20 protein-coding genes are annotated in these 23,667 nt (G+C 67.3%); 10 read left to right on the top strand and 10 right to left on the bottom strand.

The features are described from left to right. Positions 1 to 42 precede the first annotated feature (42 nt). On the top strand, positions 43 to 1,656 hold the full coding sequence (gene gshA / locus U4Z64_RS06120; RefSeq protein ID WP_321819464.1) for a glutamate--cysteine ligase: 1,614 nt from the start codon (positions 43 to 45) through the stop codon (positions 1,654 to 1,656). Positions 1,657 to 1,732: 76 nt separating this feature from the next. Here the strand turns inward: gshA and U4Z64_RS06115 are convergent, their stop codons facing one another. Next, a complete protein-coding gene (locus U4Z64_RS06115; protein WP_321819463.1) occupies positions 1,733 to 2,044 on the bottom strand; it encodes a DUF4148 domain-containing protein in 312 nt (103 codons plus the stop codon). Between the two features lie 608 nt (positions 2,045 to 2,652). On the opposite strand from U4Z64_RS06115, the gene U4Z64_RS06110 reads away from it, so the two are divergent. Then, on the top strand, positions 2,653 to 4,293 hold the full coding sequence (locus tag U4Z64_RS06110; RefSeq protein WP_124486726.1) for an L-lactate permease: 1,641 nt from the start codon (positions 2,653 to 2,655) through the stop codon (positions 4,291 to 4,293). Between the two features lie 178 nt (positions 4,294 to 4,471). Here the strand turns inward: U4Z64_RS06110 and U4Z64_RS06105 are convergent, their stop codons facing one another. After that, positions 4,472 to 5,380, bottom strand: a complete 909-nt coding sequence (locus U4Z64_RS06105; RefSeq protein ID WP_124520576.1) for a LysR family transcriptional regulator — start codon at positions 5,378 to 5,380, stop codon at positions 4,472 to 4,474. 229 nt (positions 5,381 to 5,609) lie between these two features. On the opposite strand from U4Z64_RS06105, the gene U4Z64_RS06100 reads away from it, so the two are divergent. After that, positions 5,610 to 7,781 carry a phosphocholine-specific phospholipase C gene (locus U4Z64_RS06100; RefSeq protein ID WP_321819462.1) on the top strand — a complete coding sequence of 724 codons (2,172 nt, stop codon included), beginning with the start codon at positions 5,610 to 5,612 and terminating at the stop codon, positions 7,779 to 7,781. A 195-nt stretch (positions 7,782 to 7,976) separates the two neighbouring features. Next, complete coding sequence (locus U4Z64_RS06095) at positions 7,977 to 8,702, top strand: phosphonate utilization associated transcriptional regulator (RefSeq protein ID WP_044847361.1); 726 nt, start codon at positions 7,977 to 7,979, stop codon at positions 8,700 to 8,702. Positions 8,703 to 8,893: 191 nt separating this feature from the next. On the opposite strand, the gene U4Z64_RS06090 is transcribed toward U4Z64_RS06095, so the two are convergent. The 6 genes from U4Z64_RS06090 to U4Z64_RS06065 all read right to left on the bottom strand — a co-directional run bounded on the left by U4Z64_RS06090 (position 8,894) and on the right by U4Z64_RS06065 (position 16,258). Next, positions 8,894 to 9,166 (bottom strand): hypothetical protein, encoded by a 273-nt coding sequence (locus tag U4Z64_RS06090; RefSeq protein WP_321819461.1) that lies wholly within the window; start codon positions 9,164 to 9,166, stop codon positions 8,894 to 8,896. 407 nt (positions 9,167 to 9,573) lie between these two features. Continuing rightward, entirely contained in the window at positions 9,574 to 10,962 is a 1,389-nt protein-coding gene (locus U4Z64_RS06085; protein ID WP_321819460.1) for an FAD-dependent oxidoreductase, read from the bottom strand. Between the two features lie 134 nt (positions 10,963 to 11,096). Further along, positions 11,097 to 12,227 (bottom strand): 2-aminoethylphosphonate--pyruvate transaminase, encoded by a 1,131-nt coding sequence (locus tag U4Z64_RS06080; protein WP_321810963.1) that lies wholly within the window; start codon positions 12,225 to 12,227, stop codon positions 11,097 to 11,099. 48 nt (positions 12,228 to 12,275) lie between these two features. Then, positions 12,276 to 14,003: a putative 2-aminoethylphosphonate ABC transporter permease subunit gene (locus tag U4Z64_RS06075; protein WP_321819459.1), complete on the bottom strand. Its 1,728-nt coding sequence runs from the start codon at positions 14,001 to 14,003 to the stop codon at positions 12,276 to 12,278. Continuing rightward, complete coding sequence (locus U4Z64_RS06070; RefSeq protein WP_321802683.1) at positions 14,000 to 15,091, bottom strand: putative 2-aminoethylphosphonate ABC transporter ATP-binding protein; 1,092 nt, start codon at positions 15,089 to 15,091, stop codon at positions 14,000 to 14,002. The genes U4Z64_RS06075 and U4Z64_RS06070 overlap by 4 nt, the downstream gene beginning before the upstream one ends. Before the next feature lie 111 nt (positions 15,092 to 15,202). Then, entirely contained in the window at positions 15,203 to 16,258 is a 1,056-nt protein-coding gene (locus U4Z64_RS06065; protein WP_321819458.1) for a putative 2-aminoethylphosphonate ABC transporter substrate-binding protein, read from the bottom strand. Between the two features lie 217 nt (positions 16,259 to 16,475). On the opposite strand from U4Z64_RS06065, the gene phnA reads away from it, so the two are divergent. Beyond that, entirely contained in the window at positions 16,476 to 17,714 is a 1,239-nt protein-coding gene (gene phnA / locus U4Z64_RS06060; protein WP_124520568.1) for a phosphonoacetate hydrolase, read from the top strand. Between the two features lie 27 nt (positions 17,715 to 17,741). After that, a complete protein-coding gene (gene phnY / locus U4Z64_RS06055; RefSeq protein WP_124486716.1) occupies positions 17,742 to 19,196 on the top strand; it encodes a phosphonoacetaldehyde dehydrogenase in 1,455 nt (484 codons plus the stop codon). A gap of 90 nt (positions 19,197 to 19,286) precedes the next feature. Here the strand turns inward: phnY and U4Z64_RS06050 are convergent, their stop codons facing one another. After that, positions 19,287 to 19,562 carry a hypothetical protein gene (locus U4Z64_RS06050; protein WP_321819457.1) on the bottom strand — a complete coding sequence of 92 codons (276 nt, stop codon included), beginning with the start codon at positions 19,560 to 19,562 and terminating at the stop codon, positions 19,287 to 19,289. A gap of 326 nt (positions 19,563 to 19,888) precedes the next feature. On the opposite strand from U4Z64_RS06050, the gene U4Z64_RS06045 reads away from it, so the two are divergent. From U4Z64_RS06045 to U4Z64_RS06035, 3 genes are read left to right on the top strand one after another with little or no spacing between them, the layout of a single operon-like run. Continuing rightward, positions 19,889 to 20,671: an amino acid ABC transporter substrate-binding protein gene (locus U4Z64_RS06045; protein ID WP_257773938.1), complete on the top strand. Its 783-nt coding sequence runs from the start codon at positions 19,889 to 19,891 to the stop codon at positions 20,669 to 20,671. Positions 20,672 to 20,685: 14 nt separating this feature from the next. Continuing rightward, on the top strand, positions 20,686 to 21,366 hold the full coding sequence (locus U4Z64_RS06040; protein ID WP_044847337.1) for an amino acid ABC transporter permease: 681 nt from the start codon (positions 20,686 to 20,688) through the stop codon (positions 21,364 to 21,366). Further along, on the top strand, positions 21,363 to 22,121 hold the full coding sequence (locus U4Z64_RS06035; RefSeq protein ID WP_124486713.1) for an amino acid ABC transporter ATP-binding protein: 759 nt from the start codon (positions 21,363 to 21,365) through the stop codon (positions 22,119 to 22,121). Before U4Z64_RS06040 ends, U4Z64_RS06035 begins: the two co-directional genes overlap by 4 nt. Before the next feature lie 29 nt (positions 22,122 to 22,150). On the opposite strand, the gene U4Z64_RS06030 is transcribed toward U4Z64_RS06035, so the two are convergent. Then, positions 22,151 to 22,966 (bottom strand): alpha/beta hydrolase, encoded by an 816-nt coding sequence (locus U4Z64_RS06030; RefSeq protein WP_321819456.1) that lies wholly within the window; start codon positions 22,964 to 22,966, stop codon positions 22,151 to 22,153. Positions 22,967 to 23,047: 81 nt separating this feature from the next. Here U4Z64_RS06030 and U4Z64_RS06025 point away from each other — a divergent pair, with 81 nt between their 5' ends. Further along, on the top strand, positions 23,048 to 23,662 hold the full coding sequence (locus tag U4Z64_RS06025) for a CGNR zinc finger domain-containing protein (RefSeq protein ID WP_321819455.1): 615 nt from the start codon (positions 23,048 to 23,050) through the stop codon (positions 23,660 to 23,662). Positions 23,663 to 23,667 lie beyond the last annotated feature (5 nt).

Here is a 23,667-nt window from a genome sequence, read left to right as displayed (position 1 = left end):
CGCGCGGCATCCTGCGCGCGGCCGTCACGCACTTGCGTCTCCATGTCGAACACCATGACTCACCGCCAGTCCGAACTGCTGCTGAATCGTCTCGAAGCGCTGAGCTCGGGCCCGACGCGGCAGCATCTGCCCGACGGCCTGCGCGGCATCGAAAAGGAAAGCCTGCGCGTGACGCGCGACGGGATGATCGCGTTCACGCCGCATCCGCGCGCGCTCGGTTCGGCACTCACGCACCCGTCATTGACGACCGACTATTCCGAAGCGCTGATCGAACTGATCACGCCGGCGGAAGCCGACGCGTCGATCACGCTCGAACGCCTCGACGATCTGCATCGCTACGTGTATGCGTCGCTCGGCGACGAGATGCTGTGGAATAACTCGATGCCGGGCCAACTGCCGGCCGACGACGAAATCCCGATCGCCGACTACGGCACGTCGAACATCGGCCGCCTGAAGACGGTGTACCGGCGCGGCCTCGCGTATCGCTACGGCCGCACGATGCAGTGCATCGCCGGCATCCACTACAACTACTCGCTGCACGAGGAAGTGTGGCGGCGCCTGCATGCGGAAGAGGGCTCGACCGCCACGCTGGTCGACTACCAGTCGGAGCGCTATCTCGCGCAGATCCGCAACTTCCGCCGCCGCAGCTGGCTGTTGATGTACCTGTTCGGCGCGTCGCCCGCGCTCGACACGAAGTTCCTGCGCGGCAAGCCGCACAAGCTCGACACGTTCGACGCCGATACGCTGTACCGGCCATATGCGACGAGCCTGCGGATGAGCGACCTCGGTTACTCGAACACGACCGCGCAGGCCGCGCTGCAAGTCGATTACAACACGCTGCCCGCCTATCTCGACGCGCTGTCGAAGGCCGTGAGCGAGCCGTATCCGCCGTACGAGGCGATCGGCACGCATCGCGACGGCGAGTGGATCCAGATCAACACGAACGTGCTGCAGATCGAGAACGAGTTCTACTCGACGATCCGGCCGAAGCGCGTCACGTATTCGGGCGAGCGGCCGCTGCATGCGCTCGCGTCGCGCGGCGTGCAGTACATCGAAGTGCGCTGCCTCGACATCGATCCGTTCGAGCCGACCGGCATCGCGCTGGAGACCGCGCGCTTCATCGACGCATTCCTGCTCGCGTGCGCGCTCGATGAGAGCCCCGCGCTCGACTGCGACGCTTACAAGGAAGCGAACGCGAACTTCGGCAGCGTGACGATGGACGGGCGGAAGCCCGGGCTGACGCTGACGCGCGACGGCCAGCCGGTCACGCTGCAGGCCTGGGCGGACGACCTGATGACCGATATCGAAACCATCGGGCGCCGTCTCGACGAGATCCGCGGTGGCGACGAGCATGTGCGAGCGATTGCCGCGCAGCGCGAGAAGCTAGCCGATCCGGAGCGCACGCCGTCGGCGCGCGTGCTGCGCACGATGCGCGAGAACGGGCAGTCGTTCCTCGCGTTTGCGTGCGCGCACAGCGAGGCGCATGCCGCGCATTTCCGCGCGAACCCGCCGTCGGCGGAGACGATGCGCGCCGAGCAGGCGCTCGCCGCGAAGTCGCTGGCCGAGCAGGCCGAGCTCGAAGCGAAGGAGGCCGGATCGTTCGACGCGTTCGTCGCGGCCTATCGTGCGTATACGCTGAACCGCTTCAGCGTTTGACGGCCGCGGCCCGCTGCGCGTCGCGCGACGGGCGGGCCGGTTGCGCAGTCACGCGCCCGGCCCGGTTTCGTCCGCTTCAGTGATGCGCGTACGTGTCGCGATCGACCACGTGCGGCAGTGCCGGTTTTCCTGATTCCACATTCGCATGGCCGTTGCTGCCGTAGCCGGCCGCGTCGCCGCGCGCCTGCGCGGCGCGCTGCATGACCGCCTGCATGTTTTGCGGAAAGTCCGGGCTGCTGGCGAGACTCGGCCGGTAGCCGGCGGCCTGCAGTTCCGCGAGTTCCTGGCGAACTTGCGCGCGCGTCAGCGTCGACGCGGCCTGGGCCTGGGCGGCGACAGTCGAGCCGATCAGCAGGAATGCGCACGCCGCAAGTTTCATGGTCTTCATCGTGTTTGCTCCGTGAGGTGTCCGGCACCGTGCCTGCGTCGGCGCGGGCGGAATCGATGCAGCCAGTCTAGGCTTCGGACGCCAAACGAAACACCCCGCGTGCCGTCAGTCACCTTTGTCGCCTGAGCAACATTGCGCCGGCGGCTTGCTGGCGTGCGTGTCAGTGCGGCGCCAGCCGCCGTTCAGCGTGCGGCGGATTCCGTGTGTCGACGCCGCGCGCATCGGGCTTGCCCTCCTTGTGCAAGCGCGATGCGCCTCCTAACCTTTTTTAAGCGACCGATCGGTCGGCGCTGCGGCATGGTTGCATGCGCAAGCGTCGGGTGATCTTCGCCGTCGTGGAACGCACGTTTGATACGGGGCCGGGGCAAGCGCTAAAGCGCTAACGCTTGTCGACCGCGAAGCATGGGACAGGAGCAAGCGCTAAAGCGCTAACGTCTGTCGACCGCGAAGCATGGGACAGGAGCAAGCGCTAAAGCGCTAACGCCTGTCGACCGCGAAGCATGGGACAGGAGTAAGCGCTAAAGCGCTAACGCCTGTCGACCGCGAAGCATGGGACAGGAGTAAGCGCTAAAGCGCTAACTCCTGTCGACACGGAGACACGAGACACGATGAATCCCACCGCAACCCTGCCGCCCGGCATCCTGTTTGCGCAGCCGTTGACGCCCGTCGCCAACTCGCTGTTCCTGTCGTTCCTCGTCGCGGTGATCCCGATCGCAGTCGCGCTGATCGCGCTCGGCGTGCTGCGCCGGCCGGCATGGCAGGCGTCGCTCGCCGGCCTCGTCACCGGCCTCGCGGTCGCGATCGGCGCGTGGGGCATGCCGGCCGGCCTCGCGTTCAACGCGGTCGGCGCCGGCATGGCGCTCGCGGTCGTGCCGGTGATGTGGATCGTGTTCAACGCCTTGCTGCTGTACAACATCGCGGTGAAGTCGGGCCGCTTCGACCAGTTCCGGCAGTGGATGCTCGACCACCTGCCCGACGACCGCCGCCTCGTGCTGCTCGTCGTCGCGTTCTCTTTCGGCTGCCTGCTCGAAGGGATCTCCGGGTTCGGCACGCCGGTCGCGATCACCAGCGCACTCCTGATCGCGCTCGGCTTCCCCGCGCTCGAAGCGCTCACCTACACGCTGCTGTTCAACACGGCGCCAGTCGCGTTCGGCGCGCTCGGCGTGCCGATCACCGTGCTCGGCGCGGTCACGTCGCTGCCGCCCGCGACGCTCGGCGCGATGGTCGGCCGGCAACTGCCGTTCTTCGCGCTGCTGCTGCCGTTCTACGTGGTCGGCGCGTACGGCGGCCTGCGCTCGATCTCGAAACTGTGGCCCGCGCTGCTCGTGTCGGGGGCGAGCTTCGCGATCGCGCAGTTCGTCACGTCGAACTTCCTCGGCTACCAGCTCACCGACGTGCTGTCGTCGCTCACGTCGCTGATCGTCACGATCGGCTTCCTGCAGGTGTGGAAGCCGCAGCCCGACCCGCAATACGCGCTCGCGCGCAGCGTGCCCGCGACGGCCGGCGCCGCGCGCGCGGGCTTCGGCGGCTGGCTGCCGTGGATCGTCGTGTCGGTGGTCGTGATCGTCTGGGTGCACGCGAACATCGCGGCGATCGGCGACGTGAAGATCAAGTGGCCGGGCCTGCACAACGCGGTCTTCGTGTCGCTGTACCACAAGCCGTATGCGGCGATCTGGGACTTCCAGCCGCTCGGCACCGGCACCGCGATCCTCCTGTCGGCGATCATCACGGCCGTGCTGACGCGCACCGGCGCCGGCGCGTTCCTCGAATGCGTGGTCAAGACGTGGCGGCAGACGTGGATCGCGATCATCACGGTGATGATGATCGTCGGGCTCGCGTACCTGCTGAACTACTCGGGAATCAGCTACACGCTCGGCACCGGTGTCGCGTCGACCGGTGCGCTGTTCCCGCTCGTGTCGGCGTCGCTCGGCTGGATCGCGGTGTTCCTGTCCGGCAGCGACACGTCCGGCAATGCGCTGTTCGGCAACCTGCAGGTGGTCGCCGCGCGGCAGCTCGGCCTCGATCCGGTACTGATGGCCGCGACCAACTCGTCGGGTGGCGTGATGGGCAAGATGATCTCGCCGCAGAACATCGCGACGGGCGTCTCGACGACCGACCTGAAGGGGCAGGAAGGCATCGTGTTCGCGCGCACCTTCTGGCACAGCGTGATCCTCACGCTGCTGCTCGGCGTGCTCGTGTTCCTGCAGCAGCACGTGCTGACGTGGATGATCCCCGCGCTGCCGAAGTGACGCGCGGCGGGAAGCGGCAAGGAAGGCACGAGGAACGCAACGACGGAAGGCGCGGGAACAACGCAGGAACAACGCAGGAACAACGCGGGAACAACGCGGGAACAACGCGGGAAACGCGCCCGGAAAATCGCCGGGAAGCGCGAAGGGAAAGACGCGAAGCCGACGAACGCGCGGCGGCTCAGCGCGCGTTCACCGGCCGCGTCGCGTGCGTTGCGTCGCGGGTCGCGGACTGCGCCGGTACGATGCACGCGAGGAACGCATCGATCGCCGGGCTTTGGCGGCGCGCCTTCAGGTAGTACACGTATTCGTCGATCGTCGTGTCGACGCCGCGCAGCGCGACGACGCGCAGGTCCGGGTGACGCTCGGCCTCGCCGCGCGGAAACAGGCTTCCGCCCACGCCATGCAGGATCGCCTCGCGGATCGCTTCGCGGCTGCCGATCTCGGCGACCGACGTGGCCGCGACCCCGGCCGCCGCGAGGATCGTCTCCGTGCAGCGACGCGTGACCGACCCTTCCTCGCGAATCAGGAGCCGCACGTCGGCGAGCTGCGCGGCGTCGATCGCGTCGAAGCGTGCGAGCGGATGGTCGCGATGCACGACGAGCACGAGCGGATCGGTCGAGATCACCTTGCGTTCGAGGCCGTCCGCGTCATTGCGCTGCGACGACACCGCGAGGTCGATGCGGAACTCGTGCAGCGCCTGCAGGATTTCCTCGGAATTGCCGATCCGGCACGTGAGCGCGATCGACGGATGCGCGTGCGAGAAGCGGCCGACCGCGTCCATGATGTAGTACGGCCCGGTCGCGCCGATCCGCAGGTGGCCTTCGAACAGGCCGCCGACGTTGCGCAGCATGATGTCGGCCTGCGCCTCGAGCGCGATCATCTTCTCGACGAGCGGCAGCAGCTCGATGCCGGTCTCGGTGACCTCGAGCTTGCGGCCGCTGCGATAGAACAGCTCGACGCCGTACAGCTGCTCGACCTGCCGGATCTGCGCGGCGATCGTCGGCTGGCTGACGCCCAGGTGGCGCGCGGCGCGCGTGATGCTGCCCTGCCGGACGGTCGCGTGGAACGCCTTCAGCTGATCGAACACGACTCGGCTTCTCCCCCCTCTTCATCGCGCGTCAGCGTAGCGCATGCGTGTGTCTGCCACGTGAAAGGTGCGTCGTGCGCCGCTTCGAAAAAAAGCTGGGGGTGACCGCAAGAAACCTGCTGGAACCGGTCACGGCCGGGACATGCCGGTGCGGAGTAATAGCGGCAACGCACCGACCGCCGGCCCCGCTCGACCGGCGCCACCCTTACCGACCCACAGGATCCTCTTCATGTCCGCCACCAATCGACGCGATTTCCTGCGCCTCGCCGCCCAGTCGGCCGGCGCGATGGCCGCCTACGCCGGCTTCCCGCCGGCGATCCGCAAGGCGCTCGCGATGCCGGCCGCCTATCGCACCGGCACGATCCGCGACGTCGAACACGTCGTGATCTTCATGCAGGAAAACCGCTCGTTCGACCATTACTTCGGCGGGCTGCGCGGCGTGCGCGGCTTCAACGACCCGCGCCCGCACCTGCTGCCGAACGGCGCGCCGGTGTGGCAGCAGCCGCCGGCGTCGGTGTTCACGAAGAACTACCACTCGCGCGGGCTCGACCCGTCCGCGCCGTACGTGCTGCCGTTCTATCTCGACCCGAAGCAGACGACCGAATTCCAGCCGGGCACCAACCACGGCTGGAGCAGCGGCCACCTGTCCTGGAACAACGGCCAGTGGGACCAGTGGGTGAACCAGAAGCAGGACGTGCTGACGATGGGCTACCTGAAGCGCCAGGACCTCACGTACCACTACGCGCTCGCCGACGCGTTCACGATCTGCGATTCGTACTTCTGCTCCGCGCACGCCGACACGGCGCCGAACCGCATCTACCTGTGGACCGGCACGATCGATTCGCGCAACGTGTACGGCACGCAGCCGAACGGCCCCGGCATCGGCGAGCGCAACAACACGAACGGCTACACGTGGACGACCTACGCGGAACGCCTCGAGAACGCGAAGATCAGCTGGAAGCTGTACCAGGGCGGCACGGGCATCCCGGGCGACCCAACCGACAACTACACCGACAACTCGCTGATGTTCTTCAAGCGCTTCCAGGTGAAGGAAGGCGCGAGCGGCCCGCTGGTCGACAAGGGCGCGTCGGACCACACGCTCGCCGAGCTGAAGGCCGACGTGCAGGCGAACCGGCTGCCGCAGGTGTCGTGGATCGTGTCGCCGTACAAGTACAGCGAACACCCGCAGGCGTCGCCGACCGACGGCGCGTTCTACATCAACATGGTGCTCGAGGCGCTGACGTCGAACCCGGAGGTGTGGGCGAAGACGGTGTTCATCCTCAATTACGACGAAAACGACGGGCTGTTCGACCACGTCGTGCCGCCGGTGCCGCCGGTCACGAGCGGCGTGGGCGGCCAGGGCATCGTGTCGTCGAATCTGCTGTCGAACCTCGGCGACGAACTGCTCGACCTGAACAAGTACCCGGGCGAGATGAGCCCTCTCGTGCCGGGTGCGGACCCGGGCGGCATCCAGCCGATCGGCCTCGGGCCGCGCGTGCCGCTGATCATCATCTCGCCGTGGACGAAGGGCGGCTGGGTCTGCTCGGAGACGTTCGACCACACGTCGGTGCTGCGTTTCCTCGAAGCGCGCTTCGGCGTGCAGGAGCCGAACATCAGCGCGTGGCGCCGCTCGGTCTGCGGCGACCTCACGTCGGCATTCGATTTCTCCGCGCGACCCGATACGCGCACGGTGAGCTTCACGGTGCCGCAGCACATCCAGACGGCCGGCCACGCGTACCAGGTGCCCGCGCAGCAGTCGATGCCGGCGCAGGAGCCCGGCACGCGTCCGGCGCGGGCGCTGCCGTACGAGCTGTTCGTGCATGCCCGCGTGAACGGCCGCGACGACAGCGTGTCGCTCGATTTCGCGAACTCGGGTGACGCGGGCGCCGCATTCTACGTGTACGACCGCCGCAATCCGGCGACGCCGCCGCGCCGTTACGCGGTGTCCTCGCACGACCGCTTCGCCGATACCTGGAGCACGTCGGCCGCGCGCGGCGACTACCATCTCGCCGCGTATGGCCCGAACGGCTATCTGTGCGAATTCCAGGGCAACACGCGGCTGGCCGCGGACGGCCGCCACGCGAACCCGGAAGCGAAGGTCGGCTACGACGTGCGCAACCGCCACGTGTACCTGCAGCTGCGCAACAGCGGCGGCGCGGCGTGCCGCGTGGTCGTCGACAACGCGTACAGCCATGCGCATGCACGCAGCTACACGCTGGAGCCGGGCGAGCGCATCGAGGATCACTTCGAGCTGTCGTCGAGCCACGGCTGGTACGATCTGACGATCACCGCGACCACGTTGCGCGGTGGCGACGACAAGGTCGTGCGCCGCTTCGCGGGCCACGTCGAGACGGGGCGGCCGAGCCAGAGCGACCCGGGGCCGGTGAAGCAGCCGGCCTGACGGCACGCCCGCATCGTGCGGTCCGGCGTGCTCATGCCGGCCGCACGCTGCCGCGTGCCGGTCGCATTCCGGCACGCGGAACCGGTTTTTGGAAACTGAAAACTGTTGACAATATATCAGGCTGAGGGTATATAACGATCATTCGCCGACATGGCGCCCTCGTTTTTCTTCCGCAGCGTCGCTGCCTGCCCGACCATGACTGCCCCGAACGCGCTCAACGCCATCGAACTCCTGCAAAGCCAGTCGCTCGCGATGATTGTCCAGGACATGCTCGAGCGCGCGATCGTGTCCGGCGAATATGCACCGGGCGAGAAGCTCAACGAAGTCGATATCGCGACCAAGCTGAACGTGTCGCGCGGCCCCGTGCGCGAAGCATTCCGCGCGCTCGAGCAGGCCGGGCTGCTGCGCAACGAGAAGAATCGCGGCGTGACGGTGCGCGTCGTGCCGCTGCGCGAGGCCGAAGAGATCTACGAAGTGCGCGCGATGCTCGACGAGTCGGTCGCGCGCGCGCTCGCGAAACGCATTTCGCCCGACACGCTGAAGGTGCTGAAGGGCATCATCCAGTCGATGAAGGATGCCGCGAAGACGCATGACGTCACGCGCTATACCGAGCTGAACGTGCAGTTCCACGACGCGATGGTGGTCGGCGTCGGCAATACGCATCTCACCGACACCTATCGCCGGCTCGTGCGCCAGCTCGGGCTGCTGCGCCAGGCCGCAATCGAGGCCGAGGAGGATGCGATCGCGGTGTCGGCGGCCGAGCACGACAAGATCGTGCAGGCGCTCGCGAGCGGCGACGAGGAGAAGGCGGTCGCACTGGTGCGCGAGCATGTCGCGCACGGCCTCGCGCGGATGCGCCGCACGCACGAGCAGGGGTTGCCCGCGGCGGGGAAGGCGGCGCGGGAGAAAGCCGGCGCGTGAGCGGGTGCGGCGCGGGTTTCACCCCGCGCGTCGATGGCGACAGGGCGCTGAACCGATCGGTCAGCGCCTTTTGTTTTTTGCATCGCTGGCGCGGCTACTTGTGGTGCGTGATGTTCCGCGGGCCTGACCGGTTCAGTGTCCGCCGAAGGTGACGAGATCCGGGCCGATGGTGGTGATCGTCGGCGCGTTGATCATTTGCCGCTCCGTTTATCGAAGAGATCGTCCAGGACCCAGCCGGTGCCAGTCTCGCAGCTCACCTGTGTGTAGGCGTAAATTTTTGCGGCGCGATCCGTCAATGGCACGCAGGATTCGCCTTTCCTGATCGTAAAGACGGGCTGGGTTCGATCGTCATTCGGCTCGGCGAAGGCAGGCATGTCTTGAAGCGCCATCCATTTTTCATCTATGTGTTTGGAGCATGCGCTGATCATCACGATGAGTGCGGGCAATAGAAGAAACCGTGTCATTTCTTCGGATGTCGTCGGGCGAGTTGATGAGGGAGTCGATGGTATCGCGTTGCATCCCGATTTGTTGGCAATGCAGATAATTCAAGACGCTATCGATGCTACGTCCCGCTTCGAACGTTTTCTGCTCGTACGACTCCATCGAACCCGATAGCGGCATGTTTGAATCGTGGACCCGAAGAGATGGAGCAGTTGTGCGGCAGGACGCGTCCTATCGTCATGCAGTTACTTGCATGCAGCGCTGCCTGTTCCAGAGAAGACACCACGCTGGTGATTTGACTTGTTCTATCGAAGGACTTCGCGTGTTCGCGATCTGGTGAGGCGATACACGCGTTTCGATAAAATCGGCGATGCCGCAACGCTCACGAGCGCCGTGCGTTACTTGCCCCTTTATTGCATGGCGCCCGCCATCACGCCTTGTCCGCCTTCCCCGCCGCGCTCGCGAACTTCGCGAGCCACGTGTCGACCATCGCCGGCCGCCGGCTCTCATCCTCCGCACGCTCCTTGCGACGAATCGCATTGCGCACCACGTGCGCGCCCACATAGCGGATCGGCTCCGGCGGGAAATGGCCGAGCGGGCCGCGCACGATCGGGCTGCGCGTCCACGCGTTATCGAGCCCGAGCACCAGCGACGACAGGATCTGTCCGCCCATGTAGGTCGGCCCGACGCCGTTGCCTGAATAGCCGAAGCCGTAGAACACGTTCGGCGCGCCATCGAGGCGGCCGAAGAACGGGAAGCCCGTCACCGAACGGTCCGACGGGCCGTTCCAGCTCGCGGTCACCGGCACGCCCGCGAGCGAAGGAAAGAATTCGCGCAGGCTCTGCATGAGCTGCGCCTCGTACGGCGAGCGCCGGTCGAACACCGGCGCGATGCGGCTGCGCCACGAGAACGTGTTGCCGCCCTTGCCGAGCATCAGCCGGCCGTCGGCGGTCGTGCGGTAGTAGTACACGAAGATCCGCGAATCGAGCACCGACACGCCGTCGACGAGCCCGGTCCGTTCCAGCAGTTCCGGGCATTTCTCGGTGATGACCATGTCGCTCGACACGACCGCGATCGTGCGCTCGAACTGCGGGAAGCGGCTCGCCATCCACGCGTTGATCGCGAACACCAGCTTGCCGGCGCGCACGCTGCCGGACGGCGTCCGTACGACGGCCGGCTGCCCCGGCGTGAAGTCGACGAGCGGCGTGCGCTCGTAGATCCGGATCCCCATCTCGAGCGCGACGCGGCGCAGCCCGCGCACGAGCTTGCCCGGATGCACGGTCGCGGCGATCGGCGAATACACGCCGTCGAGATTGCGGGCGGAGCCCGAGCGGCGCGCGACTTCAGCGGCCGGCAGCGGCTCGTAGCTGTGGATGCCGCACGCGGCGAGCGCGTCGAGCACCGGCGCGAGCGTGCCGACCTGCGCGCGCGACGTCGCGGTGTACAGCGTGCCGTCGAGCCGCAGTTCGGCATCGATGCGATGCGTGCGACAGAAGTCGGCGATGTGCTGGACGGCCGCCTCCGACGCCTTCACGAGCCGGATCGCCTCCGCTTCGCCGAACAGGCGCCGCAGCGTCAGGAATTTGGCCGACCACGTGAGCAGGCACCCGCCGTTGCGCCCGCTCGCGCCGGCGCCGCACAGGTCGGCCTCGAGTATCGCGATGTCGAGCGCCGGGTTCTGCTGCTTCGCCTGGATCGCGGTCCAGAGCCCCGTGAAGCCGCCGCCGACGATGCAGACGTCGGCCTTTATCGCGCCCTGCAGCGCGGGGGCGAGATCGCCGTCGTTGAACAGTGCTTGTTCGATCCAGAAGGGTCGCATCGAATGTCGTGCCGGTTAGGGTCGAGAGAATTGCCGTGCCGCACACGGCGGTAAAACGCGAAACGAAAACGAACCAGCGGCACCGCACCGCACGGCGACCGGCCGCGCGCCGCGGTGCGGCCGGATGCATCGCGTCAGGCCGCCGCTTCGGCCGACACGCGCCGCACGCCCATCGCCTTCAGCGTGTCGGCGATCGCGGCGACCGCGCCCGGAATGCCGGCCTCGCCGAAGTGGCCGATGCAGCCGACGCGGAACGTATCGACTTCGGTCAGCTTGCCCGGATACAGAATGTAGCCGCGCTTTTTGACCTCCTGATAAAACCGCTTGAAGTCATAGTTCGGATCGTCCGGCGCATGGAACGTGACGATGATCGGCGCCTGGATCGCCGGATCGAGGAACGGCCGGAAGCCGAGCGCGCGCATCCCGTCGATCAGCGCGCGCGTGTTGCGCTGGTAGCGGCCGCCGCGCGCGGCGAGCCCGCCTTCGTCGACGTATTGCGCGACGGCCGCATCGAGCGCCGCGACCACGTGCGTCGGCGGCGTGAAGCGCCATTGCGTCGTGCGCTGCATGTAGACCCACTGGTCGTACAGGTCCATCGCGAGCGAATGGCTGTTGCCTTCGCAGCGTTCGAGCGCGGTGCGCTTCGCGATCACGAAGCCGAGCCCAGGCACGCCTTCGAGACACTTGCCGGACGCGGCGATCACCGCGTCGAACGGCGTCGTGCGCGCATCGATGTCGATCGCGCCGAACGAGCTCATCGCGTCGACGATCAGCCCGCGGCCGTGTTTCGCGACGACCTGCGCGACTTCGTGCAGCGGGTTCAGCACGCCGGCGCCGGTTTCGCAGTGCACGAGCGCGACGTGCGTGATGGTCGGATCGCCGGCGAGCGCGCGCTCGACGTCGGCCGGATCGACGCGGCGGTCCTCGCTGTAGTCGATCGTCGTGAGCTTGCGGCCGAGCACGCGGCAGATCTTCGCGAGGCGCTGGCAGTACGCGCCGTTGTTCGGCACCAGCACGTGGCCATCACGCGGCACGAGCGTGCCGATCGCCGCCTCGACCGAGAACGTGCCGCTACCCTGCAGCGGCACGCATTCGTGCGTGCCTTCGCCGTGCACGATCTGCAGCAGCCGTTCGCGCAGCCGCGCGGTGATCGCGTTGAAGTCGCTGTCCCACGAACCCCAGTCGCGCAGCATCGCGTCGCGCGTGCGCTCCGAGGTCGTCAGCGGGCCGGGGGTGAGCAGGATGGGCTGGGTGGCGAGCGTCATGGTGTCTCCTTGGTGAAGTCGGGACGTCACGTGAATGCGGCGAACGGATCAGCGGCGGTGCGGGGTGCGCCAGGCCTGCGTGCGGCGCAACAGGCGGTGCGAGATGCAGGCGAACAGCACGCACGCGAACGACGAGGTCGCGAGCACGAGCGTCGCCATCGCGGCGGCCGGGCCCATCTGGCCCGCGTCGTCGAGGTTCAGGATCGCGACGGAGGCGGGCTGCGTGTCCGGCGAGTACAGGAACGCGACGGCGGAGACCGTCGTCATCCCGTTGACGAACAGGTAGCGCGCGATCAGCAGGATCGCCGGCAGGCACACGGGCACGGTCACGCGCAGGAAGGTCTTGTAGAACGGCACCTTCAGCGACGCGGACACGGCCTCGAACTCGCTGTCGATCTGCCGCAGCGCGGTGACGGCGGTCAGGTGGCTCGACGCGTAGTAGTGGACGACCGTGACGATCGCGAGCAGCCACAGCGACCCGTACAGCCCGTTCAGCGGATTGCCGGGCGCGTTGAACAGGAAGATGTAGCTGATGCCGAGCACGAGGCCCGGCACGCCCATCGGCAGGATCGCGCACAGGCTGATGAAGCCGCGCAGCCAGCGCGCGCCGCGGGTTTTCTCGATCAGGTAGGCGCCGCCGAACACGACGATCGTGCCGCCGAGCGCGACGGTCGCGGCCATCCGCAGGCTGTTCTTGTACGCATCGAAGATGCCGGCCCCGATCAGCCCCATCTCGTAGTGCTGCAGCCCGACGCTCATCTGGTACGGCCAGAACTTCACGAACGACGCGAACACCGAGATGCCGACCACCGCGATGAAGAACGCGCACACCAGCGCGCAGTATGCGAGCATCGCGGCGTCGAAGCCGCGCGACGGCTTCGGCTGGTACGGCGTCGAGCGCGCGCCGAGCTGCGACTGCTGGCGGCGGCGAATGAAGAAGTCGACACCGAACGCGACGAGCGCCGGGCACAGCAGCATCAGGCTCACGACCGCGCTGCGGTTGAAGTCCTGCAGCCCGATGATCAGCTTGTAGATGTCGGTCGACAGCACGTTGTACGAGCCGCCGATCACGACCGGCACGCCGAAGTCGTTGATGCACATCGTGAAGGCCACCATCGTCGCGCTGATCAGCCCGTACTTCGCGCCCGGCAGCGTGATCGTGAAGAACTTTCGCACGCGGCTCGTGCCCATCGCGTCGGCGGCTTCGTAGAGCCGGCCGTCCGCGAGCGACAGCGCGGTGACGAGGATCATCAGCACGTGCGGGAACGATGCGTACACCATGCTCAGCACGATGCCCGGCAGTCCGTAGATCGAGTGACCGTGCAGCAGCGGCTTGAGCAGCCCCGCGTTGCCGAACCAGTAGATGAACGACACGGCGGACAGCAGCGTCGGCGCGAGCAGCGGCAAGAGCGCGATCGTGCGTGCGGCGTTCTTCAGCGGCATGCACGAGCGCGTCAGCGCATACGCGAACGTGAACGCCATCGGCACGACGATCGACGTGACGAGCGCGCCAACGGTCAGCGAATGGAGCATCGAGCGCAGCATGCCGCTGTCCTCGAGATACTCGACGAAGTTGTGTGTGCCGACGAAACGGCCGTCCGTATCGACGAAGCATTTCTGCACGACGAGCGCGAGCGGCAGCAGCAGGAACAGCGACATCAGCGCGGCCATCGCGACGAGCGCGAGCTGCGCGATGCGGTCGTGCCAGTGCGTGAGCTGCCGCACGTCGGCGGAGGCGGCCGCGCCGCGGCGGCGTTCGGTGAGGACGGCGCTCATTGCAGTCGCTCCTTCGCGCTCGGGAACACGCGGACATGCTCGCGATCGAGCGCGAGGTCGATGCGCGCGCCGGCCTGCACGCCGGTGCGGTCGACGTCGTGATACGACAGGTCGGCGACGATCTCCTGGCCGTCGAGCCCGTCGATGCGGAAGCTCACGCGACAGAACGCGCCGAGGAACTCGAGCTTCTCGACGCGGCCGGCCAGCACGTTGTCGGCCGTCTCGCCCGGAATGCGGATGCGCAGATCCTCGGGCCGCACGTAGACCGACACGGCCGCGCCCTGGGCCGGCCGGGTCGCGCCATGCCGGCAGTCGAAGCCGACGCCGCCCGCGCGCAGCGTGCCGTCCTGCGCGACTTCGGCGGGGATCGTGTTGACGCGGCCGATGAAGTCCGCGACGAACGGCGACGCGGGCTGCCGGTAGATTTCGAGCGGCGTGCCGATCTGCTCGATCACGCCGTGATTCATCACGACGATGCGGTCGGCCATCGACAGCGCCTCTTCCTGGTCGTGCGTGACCATGATCGTCGTCACGCCGAGCCGCTGCTGCAGCGCGCGGATCTCCTGGCGCAGCCGCACGCGCACGCGCGCATCGAGTGCCGACAGCGGCTCGTCGAGCAGCAGCAGGCCGGGCGACGTCGCGAGCGCGCGCGCGAGTGCGATGCGCTGCTGCTGGCCGCCGGACAATTGACCGGGATGCTTGCGATGACTGTCGGGCAGGCCGACCAGCGCGAGCAGCGTATGCACGCGCTCGTGGATCGCGTCGCGCTTCATCCTGCGGTTCACGAGCCCGTACGCGACGTTGTCGAAGACGGTGAGGTTCGGAAACAGCGCGTATGACTGGAACACGATCCCGTAGTCGCGCAGTTGCGGCGGCAGCCGCGAGATGTCGCGGCCGTCCTGCATGATGTGGCCGGCGCTTTGCGCCTCGAGCCCCGCGATGATCCGCAGCAGCGTGGTTTTCCCGCAGCCGGACGGCCCCAGGAAGCAGATCATCTCGCCCTTCATCACGCTCAGGTTGATGTCGGTGAGGACCTGTGTGTCGTTGTACCGCTTTTCGATGCGTTCTACGCTCAGATAGGGTGCCATGCACGCCTCCACGCTGCGGGCGGCCCGGACGCGGGCCGGATACGACGATCGGAAGGGAGGCGGGGCGGCGCGTGTCGCGGCCCCGCTGCCTGGTGCGGCGTTAGCGCCGCGTCATTGCTGCGCTTTTGCCCCGTAGCGCTTCTGCCAGGTATCGAGGATCGACTGACGGTTCTTCGCCGACCACACGAAGTCGTTCTTCACGAGCAGGTCCGCATAGTTGTCGGGGATGCCGGCGAGCTTGCGCGCGACGCCCGGGTACGCGACGATCGCCCACCAGCGCGCGGTGATCTGGTTCGCGTCCTTGCTCGCCATGAAGTCCGCGAGCTTCTTCGCGGCGTCGGGCTGCCTGGTCGTCTTCATGATCGCGGTGCCTTCCATGTCCCAGCCGAGCCCTTCCTTCGGGAACACGAGATCGATCGGCGCGCCCTGCGCCTGCAGTTCATGACCGCGGAACTCGAACGAGATGCCGATCGGGAATTCGCCGGTGCCGGCGAGCGTGCACGGCTTCGAGCCCGAATGCACGTACTGCGCGACGTTCTTGTCGAGCGCGTCCATGAACTTCCATCCCTTGTCGTCGCCGAAGGTCTGCAGCCACGCGGTGACGTCGAGATAGCCGGTGCCCGACGAAACGGGGCTCGGCATCACGATCGCGCCTTTGTAGACCGGCTTCGTCAGGTCTTCCCACGACGTCGGCTTCGGGATGTTCTTCGCCTGCGCGGCGACGCGGTTGTAGCAGATCGTCGCGCCCCACACGTCCATGCCGACCCAGTGCGGCGGCGTGTTCGCGTCGCTGTACTTGCGCGTGAGCTGGTCGAAGCCCTTCGGCGCATACGGCATCAGCATCCCCTGCAGGTCGAGCAGCGTGAGGCTCGACGCGGCGAGGCCGAGGATGACGTCCGCGCGCGGGTTGTTCTTCTCCGCGAGCAGCTTCGCGGTGACCGAGCCGGTCGAGTCGCGCACCCAGCGGATCTCGATGTCGGGGTTCGCTTTCTCGAAGGCGTCCTTGTAGGGCTTCATCGCCTCGTCCTCCAGCGCGGTGTAGACGAGCAGCGACGTCTTCGCATGCGCCGCCTGCGCCGCGCCGAGCGCGACCGCGGCGGCCAGCGCGACGCGCGCCGCGCCCGTCGCCCATGCATTGAAACGCTTCTGTACCGGCACTTCGTTCATCTTAAGACCCCTTGACCGTGGCGCCGCGGGCTGCGGCGGATGAGTGGAGACCAGCCCTCTTCGTACTGCCTCGTGTTTCCGTCTTTTGCTTTCTGTTCTCTGCATGTTGTTGACAATCTACAAATCATCAATTTTAATGTCAAGCATGGAAAACACCTCCTCGGCGCGGCGCGGGCGCCGACAGCTCAACCCCTTCGAACCGAAAGGACTGAACGTCATGACTGAAACGCCTGTATCCGTGGAAGTGAACGGCCGCCGCTACAACTGGATGCGCCGCCCCGTGGTGGTGGTCTGCGTCGACGGCTGCGCCTATGAGTATCTCGAGATGGCGGCCGAGGCCGGCGTCGCGCCGTTCCTGCGCACGCTGCTGAAGCCGGGCACGGCGCTCAAGGGCGAGTGCGTGGTGCCGAGCTTCACGAACCCGAACAACCTGTCGATTGTTACCGGCGTGCCGCCGGCGATCCACGGGATAAGCGGCAACTACTTCTACGATCGCGACACCGGCGCCGAGGTGCTGATGAACGATCCGAAGTACCTGGTCGCGCCCACCGTGCTCGCGACCTTCGCGGAACAGGGCGCGCGCGTCGCGGTCGTCACCGCGAAGGACAAGCTGCGCCGCCTGCTCGGCAAGGGGCTCAAGGGCATCTGCTTCTCGTCGGAGAAAGCGGACGAGGCGAGCCTCGAGGAAAACGGCATCGACAACGTGCTCGAGCTGGTCGGCAAGCCGGTGCCGAGCGTGTACAGCGCGGACCTGTCGGAGTTCGTGTTCGCGGCCGGCGTGCGCCTGCTCGAGACGCGCCCGATCGACCTGATGTACCTGTCGACGACCGACTACGTGCAGCACAAGTGCGCGCCCGGCACCGACGGCGCGAACGCGTTCTACCAGATGATGGACGCGTACCTGAAGCGGCTCGACGAACTCGGCGCGATCGTCGCGATCACGGCCGACCACGGGATGAACGCGAAGCACGACGGCGAGACCGGCGAGCCGAACGTGATCTATCTGCAGGAGCTGTTCGACGACTGGCTCGGCCACGACGCGGCGCGCGTGATCCTGCCGATCACCGATCCGTACGTCGTGCACCACGGCGCGCTCGGCTCGTTCGCGACCGTCTACGTGCCGGACGACGCCGATCCCGACGCGCTGCGCGCGCGGCTCGCGGCGGTGGACGGCATCGAGGTCGTGCTGACGGGCGCGGAAGGCTGCGCGCGCTTCGAGCTGCCGCCCGAGCGGATGGGCGACCTGATCGTGATCTCGAAGCAGGACGTCGTGCTCGGCACGCGCCGCATCAAGCACGACCTGTCGGGCCTCGACGTGCCGCTGCGCTCGCACGGCGGGATCTCCGAGCAGATCGTGCCGCTGATCTTCAGCAAGCCGGTCGCGACCGACGTCGCGGGCCGGGCGCGGCTGCGCAACTTCGACATCATCGACATCGCGCTCAACCATCTGCAGTGACGCGGACGCATCCGCCAGGAGACACTCATGAACGCCATTGCAGCATCGACGGAGGTTCGCACGGTTCATCGTGAAGCACTGCGAATCGATGGTGAAAGGATTCAGCGCGATGCGGTGATCGAAGTGCGCAACCCGTACGACGGCTCGCTCGTCGGCACCGTGCCGAAGGCGACGCTCGACGACGTGCGGCGCGCGTTCGCGGTCGCGCGGGCGTACCGGCCGTCGCTCACGCGCCACGAACGCGCGGCGATCCTGCGCCGCGCGGCCGACATCGTGCGTGCGCGCACCGCCGGGATCGCGGCGCTGATCACGGCCGAGGCCGGCTTGTGCATCAAGGATTCGACGTATGAAGCCGGGCGCGTGGCCGACGTGCTCACGTTCGGCGCGGGCGAAGTGCTGAAGGACGACGGGCAGATTTTCTCGTGCGATCTGACGCCGCACGGCAAGAAGCGCCGCGTGTACACGCAGCGCGAACCGCTGCTCGGCGTGATTTCCGCGATCACGCCGTTCAACCATCCGATGAACCAGGTCGCGCACAAGGTCGTGCCGTCGGTCGCGACCAACAACCGGATCGTCGTGAAGCCGTCGGAGAAGGTGCCGCTGTCGTGCTACCTGTTCGCGGACATCCTGTATGAAGCCGGCCTGCCGCCGCAGATGCTGCAGGTGATCACCGGCGACCCGAAGGAGATCGCCGACGAGCTGATCACGAATCCGGCGATCGACCTGATCACGTTCACCGGCGGCGTGTCGATCGGCAAGTCGATCGCGTCGCGGATGGGCTACCGGCGCGCGGTGCTGGAACTCGGCGGCAACGATCCGATCATCGTGATGGAGGACGCCGATCTCGACGAAGCGAGCACGCTGGCGGTGTCGGGTTCGTACAAGAACTCGGGGCAGCGCTGCACCGCGATCAAGCGGATGCTCGTGCACGAGGCGGTGGCCGATCGCTTCACCGAGCTGGTCGTCGAGAAAACCCGCGCGTGGGCCTACGGGAACCCGGCCGATCCGTCGGTCGACATGGGCACCGTGATCGACGAAGCGGCCGCGAAGTTTTGCGAGCAGCAGGTGAACGACGCGATTGCGCGCGGTGCGCGGCTGCTGGTCGGCAACGTGCGCGACGGCGCGCTGTATTCGCCGACGGTCGTCGATCGCGTGACGCCCGACATGCCGCTCGTGAAGTACGAGACGTTCGGGCCCGTGTCGCCGATCATGCGTTTTCGCGACATCGACGAGGCGATCCGGATGTCGAACAGCACCGACTATGCGTTGTCGTCGTCGGTCTGCACGAACCGCTTCGACAGCATCACGCGCTTCATCACGGAGCTGGAAGTCGGCAGCGTGAACGTGCGCGAGGTGCCGGGCTACCGGCTCGAACTGACGCCGTTCGGCGGCGTGAAGGATTCGGGCCTCGGCTACAAGGAAGGCGTGCAGGAGGCGATGAAGAGCTTCACGAACACGAAGACCTACTCGCTGCCGTGGTAAGCGGTGTGTGATGCACACGCGCCGGCTCGAAGGCCGGCGCGCGCAATTTCCCCATCGCAGGAGGCGGCCGCGACAGCCGCCAGGCGATGGTCAATCGTCGTCGTGATGGTGATGACGCCAGCCGCGATGCCAGCCGTTGTCGTGCCGGTAGTAGCGGTAACGGTATTCGCCGTAGTACGGGCCGTAATAGACGGGCGCCGGCTCGTACACGACGGGCGGCGGCGGCGCGTAGTAGACAGGCGGCGGCGCCTCGATCACGGGCCCCGGCACGCCGAAATACACGCCGACGTCGGCACGCGCGAACGCACTTGCCGACAGGCAGGCGGCCGCGATGCCGAGGGCACTGGACAACAGGATGCGTCTCATTTGCCGTTCACTCCGTCCGCGGGGACCAGGCCCGCGAGCAATCGTTTTACCTGCCTTCATGGTACGTAGCGCATGCCCGATGGGTGATACCGCAGTGTCGCTTCTGTAACCGCAGGTAACGATTCGTCAGACGATCGCCGCGCTGCATCGCGTGGGATTTCGTCTGCGGAATGGGGGCGGCTCGCCGGCGCGTTATTCGACGCGCTCATATCGTTAGCGGATTTGCGTTTTTGCCGGATATCGGCGCGTCGGTAGAATTCGCGGACCTCTCGCGCGGCCGTTCGGGCCGGCGGGTCCACTCCCTTCCATCGTTCGGGGTCCGCACCATGAAATTCCTTCGCTCCATCCTGGTCGTCGCATTGCTGCAGGCCACTGCCGTCACGAGCGCGCTGGCGGCCGACGATCTCGCGCAGATCAAGTCGGCCGGCGTGTTCCGGGTCGGCACCGAAGGCACGTACGCACCGTTCACGTATCACGATGCGTCGGGCAAGCTGACCGGCTTCGACGTCGACATCGCGAGCGCGATCGCGCAACGGCTCGGCGTGAAGGCGGAGTTCGTCGAAGGCAAGTGGGACGGGCTGATCGCGGGCCTCGACGTGAACCGTTACGACGCGGTCGTCAACGAAGTGTCGATTACCGATGCGCGCAAGGCGAAATACGATTTCTCGACGCCGTACATCACGTCCCACGCGGTGCTGATCGTGCGCGCGGACAACACGTCGATCCGCTCGTTCGACGACCTGAAGGGCAAGAAATCCGCGAACACGCTGACCAGCAATTTCGGCAAGCTCGCGGCCGCGCACGGCGCGGACGTGGTGCCCGTGCAGGGCTTCAACGAATCGATCGACCTGCTGAGCGCGGGGCGCGTCGACGCGACGATCAACGATTCGCTGTCGTACCTCGATTTCCGCAAGCACAAGCCCGACGCGAAACTGAAGATCGCGGCGACCGACACGAGCGGCGCCGGCGATGCATCGGGCGTGCTGCTGCGCAAGGGCAGCCCCGCGCTGGTGGCGGCGATCGACAAGGCGCTCGCGGACCTCAAGGCCGACGGCACCTACGCGAAGATCTCGCAGAAGTACTTCGGCCGCGACGTGTCGCAGCCGTGACGCGAGGCTGACCGATGCCGCCCTGGCTGCACTTGATGGCGGAATCGCTGCGGCCCCTGCTGGTGGCAGGGCTCGTGTTCACGGTTCCGCTCACGCTCGCGTCGTTCGCGATCGGCCTGCTGCTCGCGTTCGGCGCGGCGCTCGCGCGCCTGTTCGGGCCGCGCTGGGCGCAGGCCGCCATACGTTTCTACATCTGGCTGTTTCGCGGCTCGCCGCTGCTCGTGCAGCTGTTCGTGATCTTCTACGGACTGCCGAACGTCGGCATCGTGCTCGATCCGCTGACCGCCGCCGTGATCGGCTTCTCGCTGAACGTCGGCGCGTACAACGCCGAGGTGATCCGCGGCGTGATCGAATCGATCCCGAAAGGGCAGTGGGAAGCCGCGTACTCGATGGCGATGACGCGCGCGCAGGCGCTGCGCCGCGCGATCCTGCCGCAGGCCGCGCGCGTCGCGCTGCCCGCGCTGTCGAATTCGTTCATCTCGCTGGTAAAGGACACGTCGCTCGCGGCCGTGCTGACCGTGCCCGAGATCTTCCAGGCCGCGCAGCGCATCGCGGCGGTCACCTACGAACCGCTGATCCTCTATACCGAAGCCGCGCTGATCTATCTGCTGTTCAGCTCGGTGCTCTCGTCGCTGCAACGTCGCCTCGAGCTGCGTTTCGGGCGCCATGCGCTGTTCCACGCGGAGTTGCGATGATCCGTCTCGAACGCATCGACAAATCGTTCGGCGCGCAGCGCGTGCTGACCGGCATCGACCTCGCATTGCAGCCCGGCAGCGTGACCGCGTTGATCGGGCCGTCCGGCAGCGGCAAGAGCACGCTGCTGCGCTGCGTGAACCTGCTCGAAGTGCCGGAGGCGGGCGCGCTCACGGTCGGCGACGCCCGCATCGACTTCGCGGCGGGGCGCCGCCCGTCGCGCGATCACGTGTTCGCGGTGCGCCGTCAGACCGGCATGGTGTTCCAGAACTTCCAGTTGTTTCCGCACCTGAGCGTCGTGCAGAACGTGATGGAAGGGCTCGTGACCGTGCAGCGCTGGCCGCGCGAGCAGGCGCGTGAACGCGCGCTCGCGTTGCTGGACAAGGTCGGTATCGCCGACAAGGCCGACGCATGGCCCGCGACGCTGTCGGGCGGCCAGCAGCAGCGCGTGGCCATCGCACGCGCGCTCGCGCCGTCGCCGCAGGTGCTGCTGTGCGACGAGCCGACCTCAGCGCTCGATCCCGAATTGTCCGTCGAAGTCGTCGAAGTGCTGCGCCAGCTCGCGCGGGAAGGCACGACGATGCTGATGGCCACGCACGACCTGCGCCTGGCCGCGTCGGTCGCGCACGATGCGGTGTTTCTCGCGGATGGCCGCGTGGTCGAGGCCGGCGCATCGCGCGAGCTGTTCGGGCGGCCGCGCGATCCGCGCACCGCGAAGTTCGTCGCGACGCTCGCGCAGGGCGTGCCGGCCTTCTGATCTGCCACGCCACGCGGCTGCGTGGGCGATCATTCCTGTCCGTGTGCGTCGAGCACCGCGGCGACGATCGCCTCGGGCGCATCCTCCTGGACCAGGTGCCCCGCGCGCGGCACGCGGATCAGCTTTCCGCCCGCGATGCGATCGGCGAGCGCCTGCCCCTGTTCGCGCGGAATCCACGCGTCGTCCTCGCCCCACACGATGCGCACCGGAAAGTCCGGCGGCGCATAACGGGCCTCGGCTTCCTCGATATAGCGCTGGCGCATCTGCGCAATCTGCCGATAGAACGCCGGCTGGCCGGCCGGCGTGAGCCACGGCGAGCGGTAGATCGACAGCACGTCGTCGCTCAACGGCCGTGCGACCGCATTGCCGATATAGGCCGACACGAGTGCGTGATGCGCATACGCCGGCAGCCCGGTGAACGCGGCTTCGTGCTGCGCGACGTGGCGCACGAACGGCGAGCCTTGCGGCGCGATCGCGACGGGGTTCACGAGTGTCAGGTCCGAATACGCGATGCCGTCGAGGAAATGCGCGCGCAGCACGGTTGCGCCGCCGTAGTCGTGCGCGAGTACGCGCGGGCGTGAAAGTTTCCATTCGTCGAGCAGCGCGCCGAACAGCACGTTCTGCCGGCCGAGCGAGACGTCCGTGTCGGGCATGTCCGACTGGCCGTAGCCGAGCAGGTCGTAGAAGAACACGCGATGACGCCGTGCGAGCCACGGCGCGATGCGGCGCCACACCTGCGACGAGAACGGCGTCCCGTGCACGAGCACCAGCGGCGGCCCTTCGCCGAGCGCGCCCCATGCGATCCGGTGACCTTCAAAATCGTAGCGATTGGCGAGCTCGAGCATCGGCGCCTCCGTGCTAACCTGTTTTGGTTGTTAACAGGTTACGCCTGTTCACTCGGATGTGAAACCGATAGGTGAAAATAAATGGTTACTCGACACGAGCCTGCGCGACCGGCGCATACATGGTGCGCGGCCGATTTCGTCGGCGGCCATCCGGCGCTCGATTTCCTGAACACTGTGGCCGACACGGGCAAGACGCGCGATGAGGACAAACTCGTCGACTGGCCGGCCGTGCGTGCCTGGGCCGGGAAGTCGGGGTTGCTGGCGGAGGCCGACCTGACGCGGTTTCTGCGTCATCCGCGGCAGGACGGCGCGGACGAACTCGCTGCGCTGCACGGTTTTCGCGAGGATGCGTATGCGGCGCTCGCGCACCTGACGGCCGGCGAAGGCGGCAGTGCCGGCGCGCGAGCGGCGGACCGGCTCGCCGAGGCGATTCGCGACGCGATCGGGCGCAGCAGATTCGACGCGGTCGACGGCCGCTTCGCGTGGCGGCCCGATGCGCGGGCCGAGTCGCGATGGATCGACGCGGCCGCGCTCGGATTCGAGCATCTGCTGCGCGGCGACGATTTCGCGCGCGTGCGGCAGTGCGGCCGCTGTACGTGGTTCTTCGTCGATCGCGGCCGCGGCGTCGGACGCCGCTGGTGCGACATGCGCACGTGCGGCAACCGCGCGAAGGTGGAGGCATTCAGGGAGCGGTGAAGCCG

The sequence above is a fragment of the Burkholderia sp. BCC1996 genome (genome assembly GCF_905339955.1).
Lineage (GTDB): Bacteria > Pseudomonadota > Gammaproteobacteria > Burkholderiales > Burkholderiaceae > Burkholderia.
This window is presented reverse-complemented; position numbering and strand designations above follow the sequence as displayed.

Excerpts from the sequence above, each read along its gene's own strand:
- gshA (WP_321819464.1), top strand. The coding sequence starts at position 43 with ATGTCGAACACCATGACTCACCGCCAGTCCGAACTGCTGCTGAATCGT.
- U4Z64_RS06115 (WP_321819463.1), bottom strand. The coding sequence starts at position 2,044 with ATGAAGACCATGAAACTTGCGGCGTGCGCATTCCTGCTGATCGGCTCG.
- U4Z64_RS06110 (WP_124486726.1), top strand. The coding sequence starts at position 2,653 with ATGAATCCCACCGCAACCCTGCCGCCCGGCATCCTGTTTGCGCAGCCG.
- U4Z64_RS06100 (WP_321819462.1), top strand. The coding sequence starts at position 5,610 with ATGTCCGCCACCAATCGACGCGATTTCCTGCGCCTCGCCGCCCAGTCG.
- U4Z64_RS06095 (WP_044847361.1), top strand. The coding sequence starts at position 7,977 with ATGACTGCCCCGAACGCGCTCAACGCCATCGAACTCCTGCAAAGCCAG.
- U4Z64_RS06090 (WP_321819461.1), bottom strand. The coding sequence starts at position 9,166 with ATGACACGGTTTCTTCTATTGCCCGCACTCATCGTGATGATCAGCGCA.
- U4Z64_RS06085 (WP_321819460.1), bottom strand. The coding sequence starts at position 10,962 with ATGCGACCCTTCTGGATCGAACAAGCACTGTTCAACGACGGCGATCTC.
- U4Z64_RS06080 (WP_321810963.1), bottom strand. The coding sequence starts at position 12,227 with ATGACGCTCGCCACCCAGCCCATCCTGCTCACCCCCGGCCCGCTGACG.
- U4Z64_RS06075 (WP_321819459.1), bottom strand. The coding sequence starts at position 14,003 with ATGAGCGCCGTCCTCACCGAACGCCGCCGCGGCGCGGCCGCCTCCGCC.
- U4Z64_RS06070 (WP_321802683.1), bottom strand. The coding sequence starts at position 15,091 with ATGGCACCCTATCTGAGCGTAGAACGCATCGAAAAGCGGTACAACGAC.
- U4Z64_RS06065 (WP_321819458.1), bottom strand. The coding sequence starts at position 16,258 with ATGAACGAAGTGCCGGTACAGAAGCGTTTCAATGCATGGGCGACGGGC.
- phnA (WP_124520568.1), top strand. The coding sequence starts at position 16,476 with ATGACTGAAACGCCTGTATCCGTGGAAGTGAACGGCCGCCGCTACAAC.
- phnY (WP_124486716.1), top strand. The coding sequence starts at position 17,742 with ATGAACGCCATTGCAGCATCGACGGAGGTTCGCACGGTTCATCGTGAA.
- U4Z64_RS06050 (WP_321819457.1), bottom strand. The coding sequence starts at position 19,562 with ATGAGACGCATCCTGTTGTCCAGTGCCCTCGGCATCGCGGCCGCCTGC.
- U4Z64_RS06045 (WP_257773938.1), top strand. The coding sequence starts at position 19,889 with ATGAAATTCCTTCGCTCCATCCTGGTCGTCGCATTGCTGCAGGCCACT.
- U4Z64_RS06040 (WP_044847337.1), top strand. The coding sequence starts at position 20,686 with ATGCCGCCCTGGCTGCACTTGATGGCGGAATCGCTGCGGCCCCTGCTG.
- U4Z64_RS06035 (WP_124486713.1), top strand. The coding sequence starts at position 21,363 with ATGATCCGTCTCGAACGCATCGACAAATCGTTCGGCGCGCAGCGCGTG.
- U4Z64_RS06030 (WP_321819456.1), bottom strand. The coding sequence starts at position 22,966 with ATGCTCGAGCTCGCCAATCGCTACGATTTTGAAGGTCACCGGATCGCA.
- U4Z64_RS06025 (WP_321819455.1), top strand. The coding sequence starts at position 23,048 with ATGGTTACTCGACACGAGCCTGCGCGACCGGCGCATACATGGTGCGCG.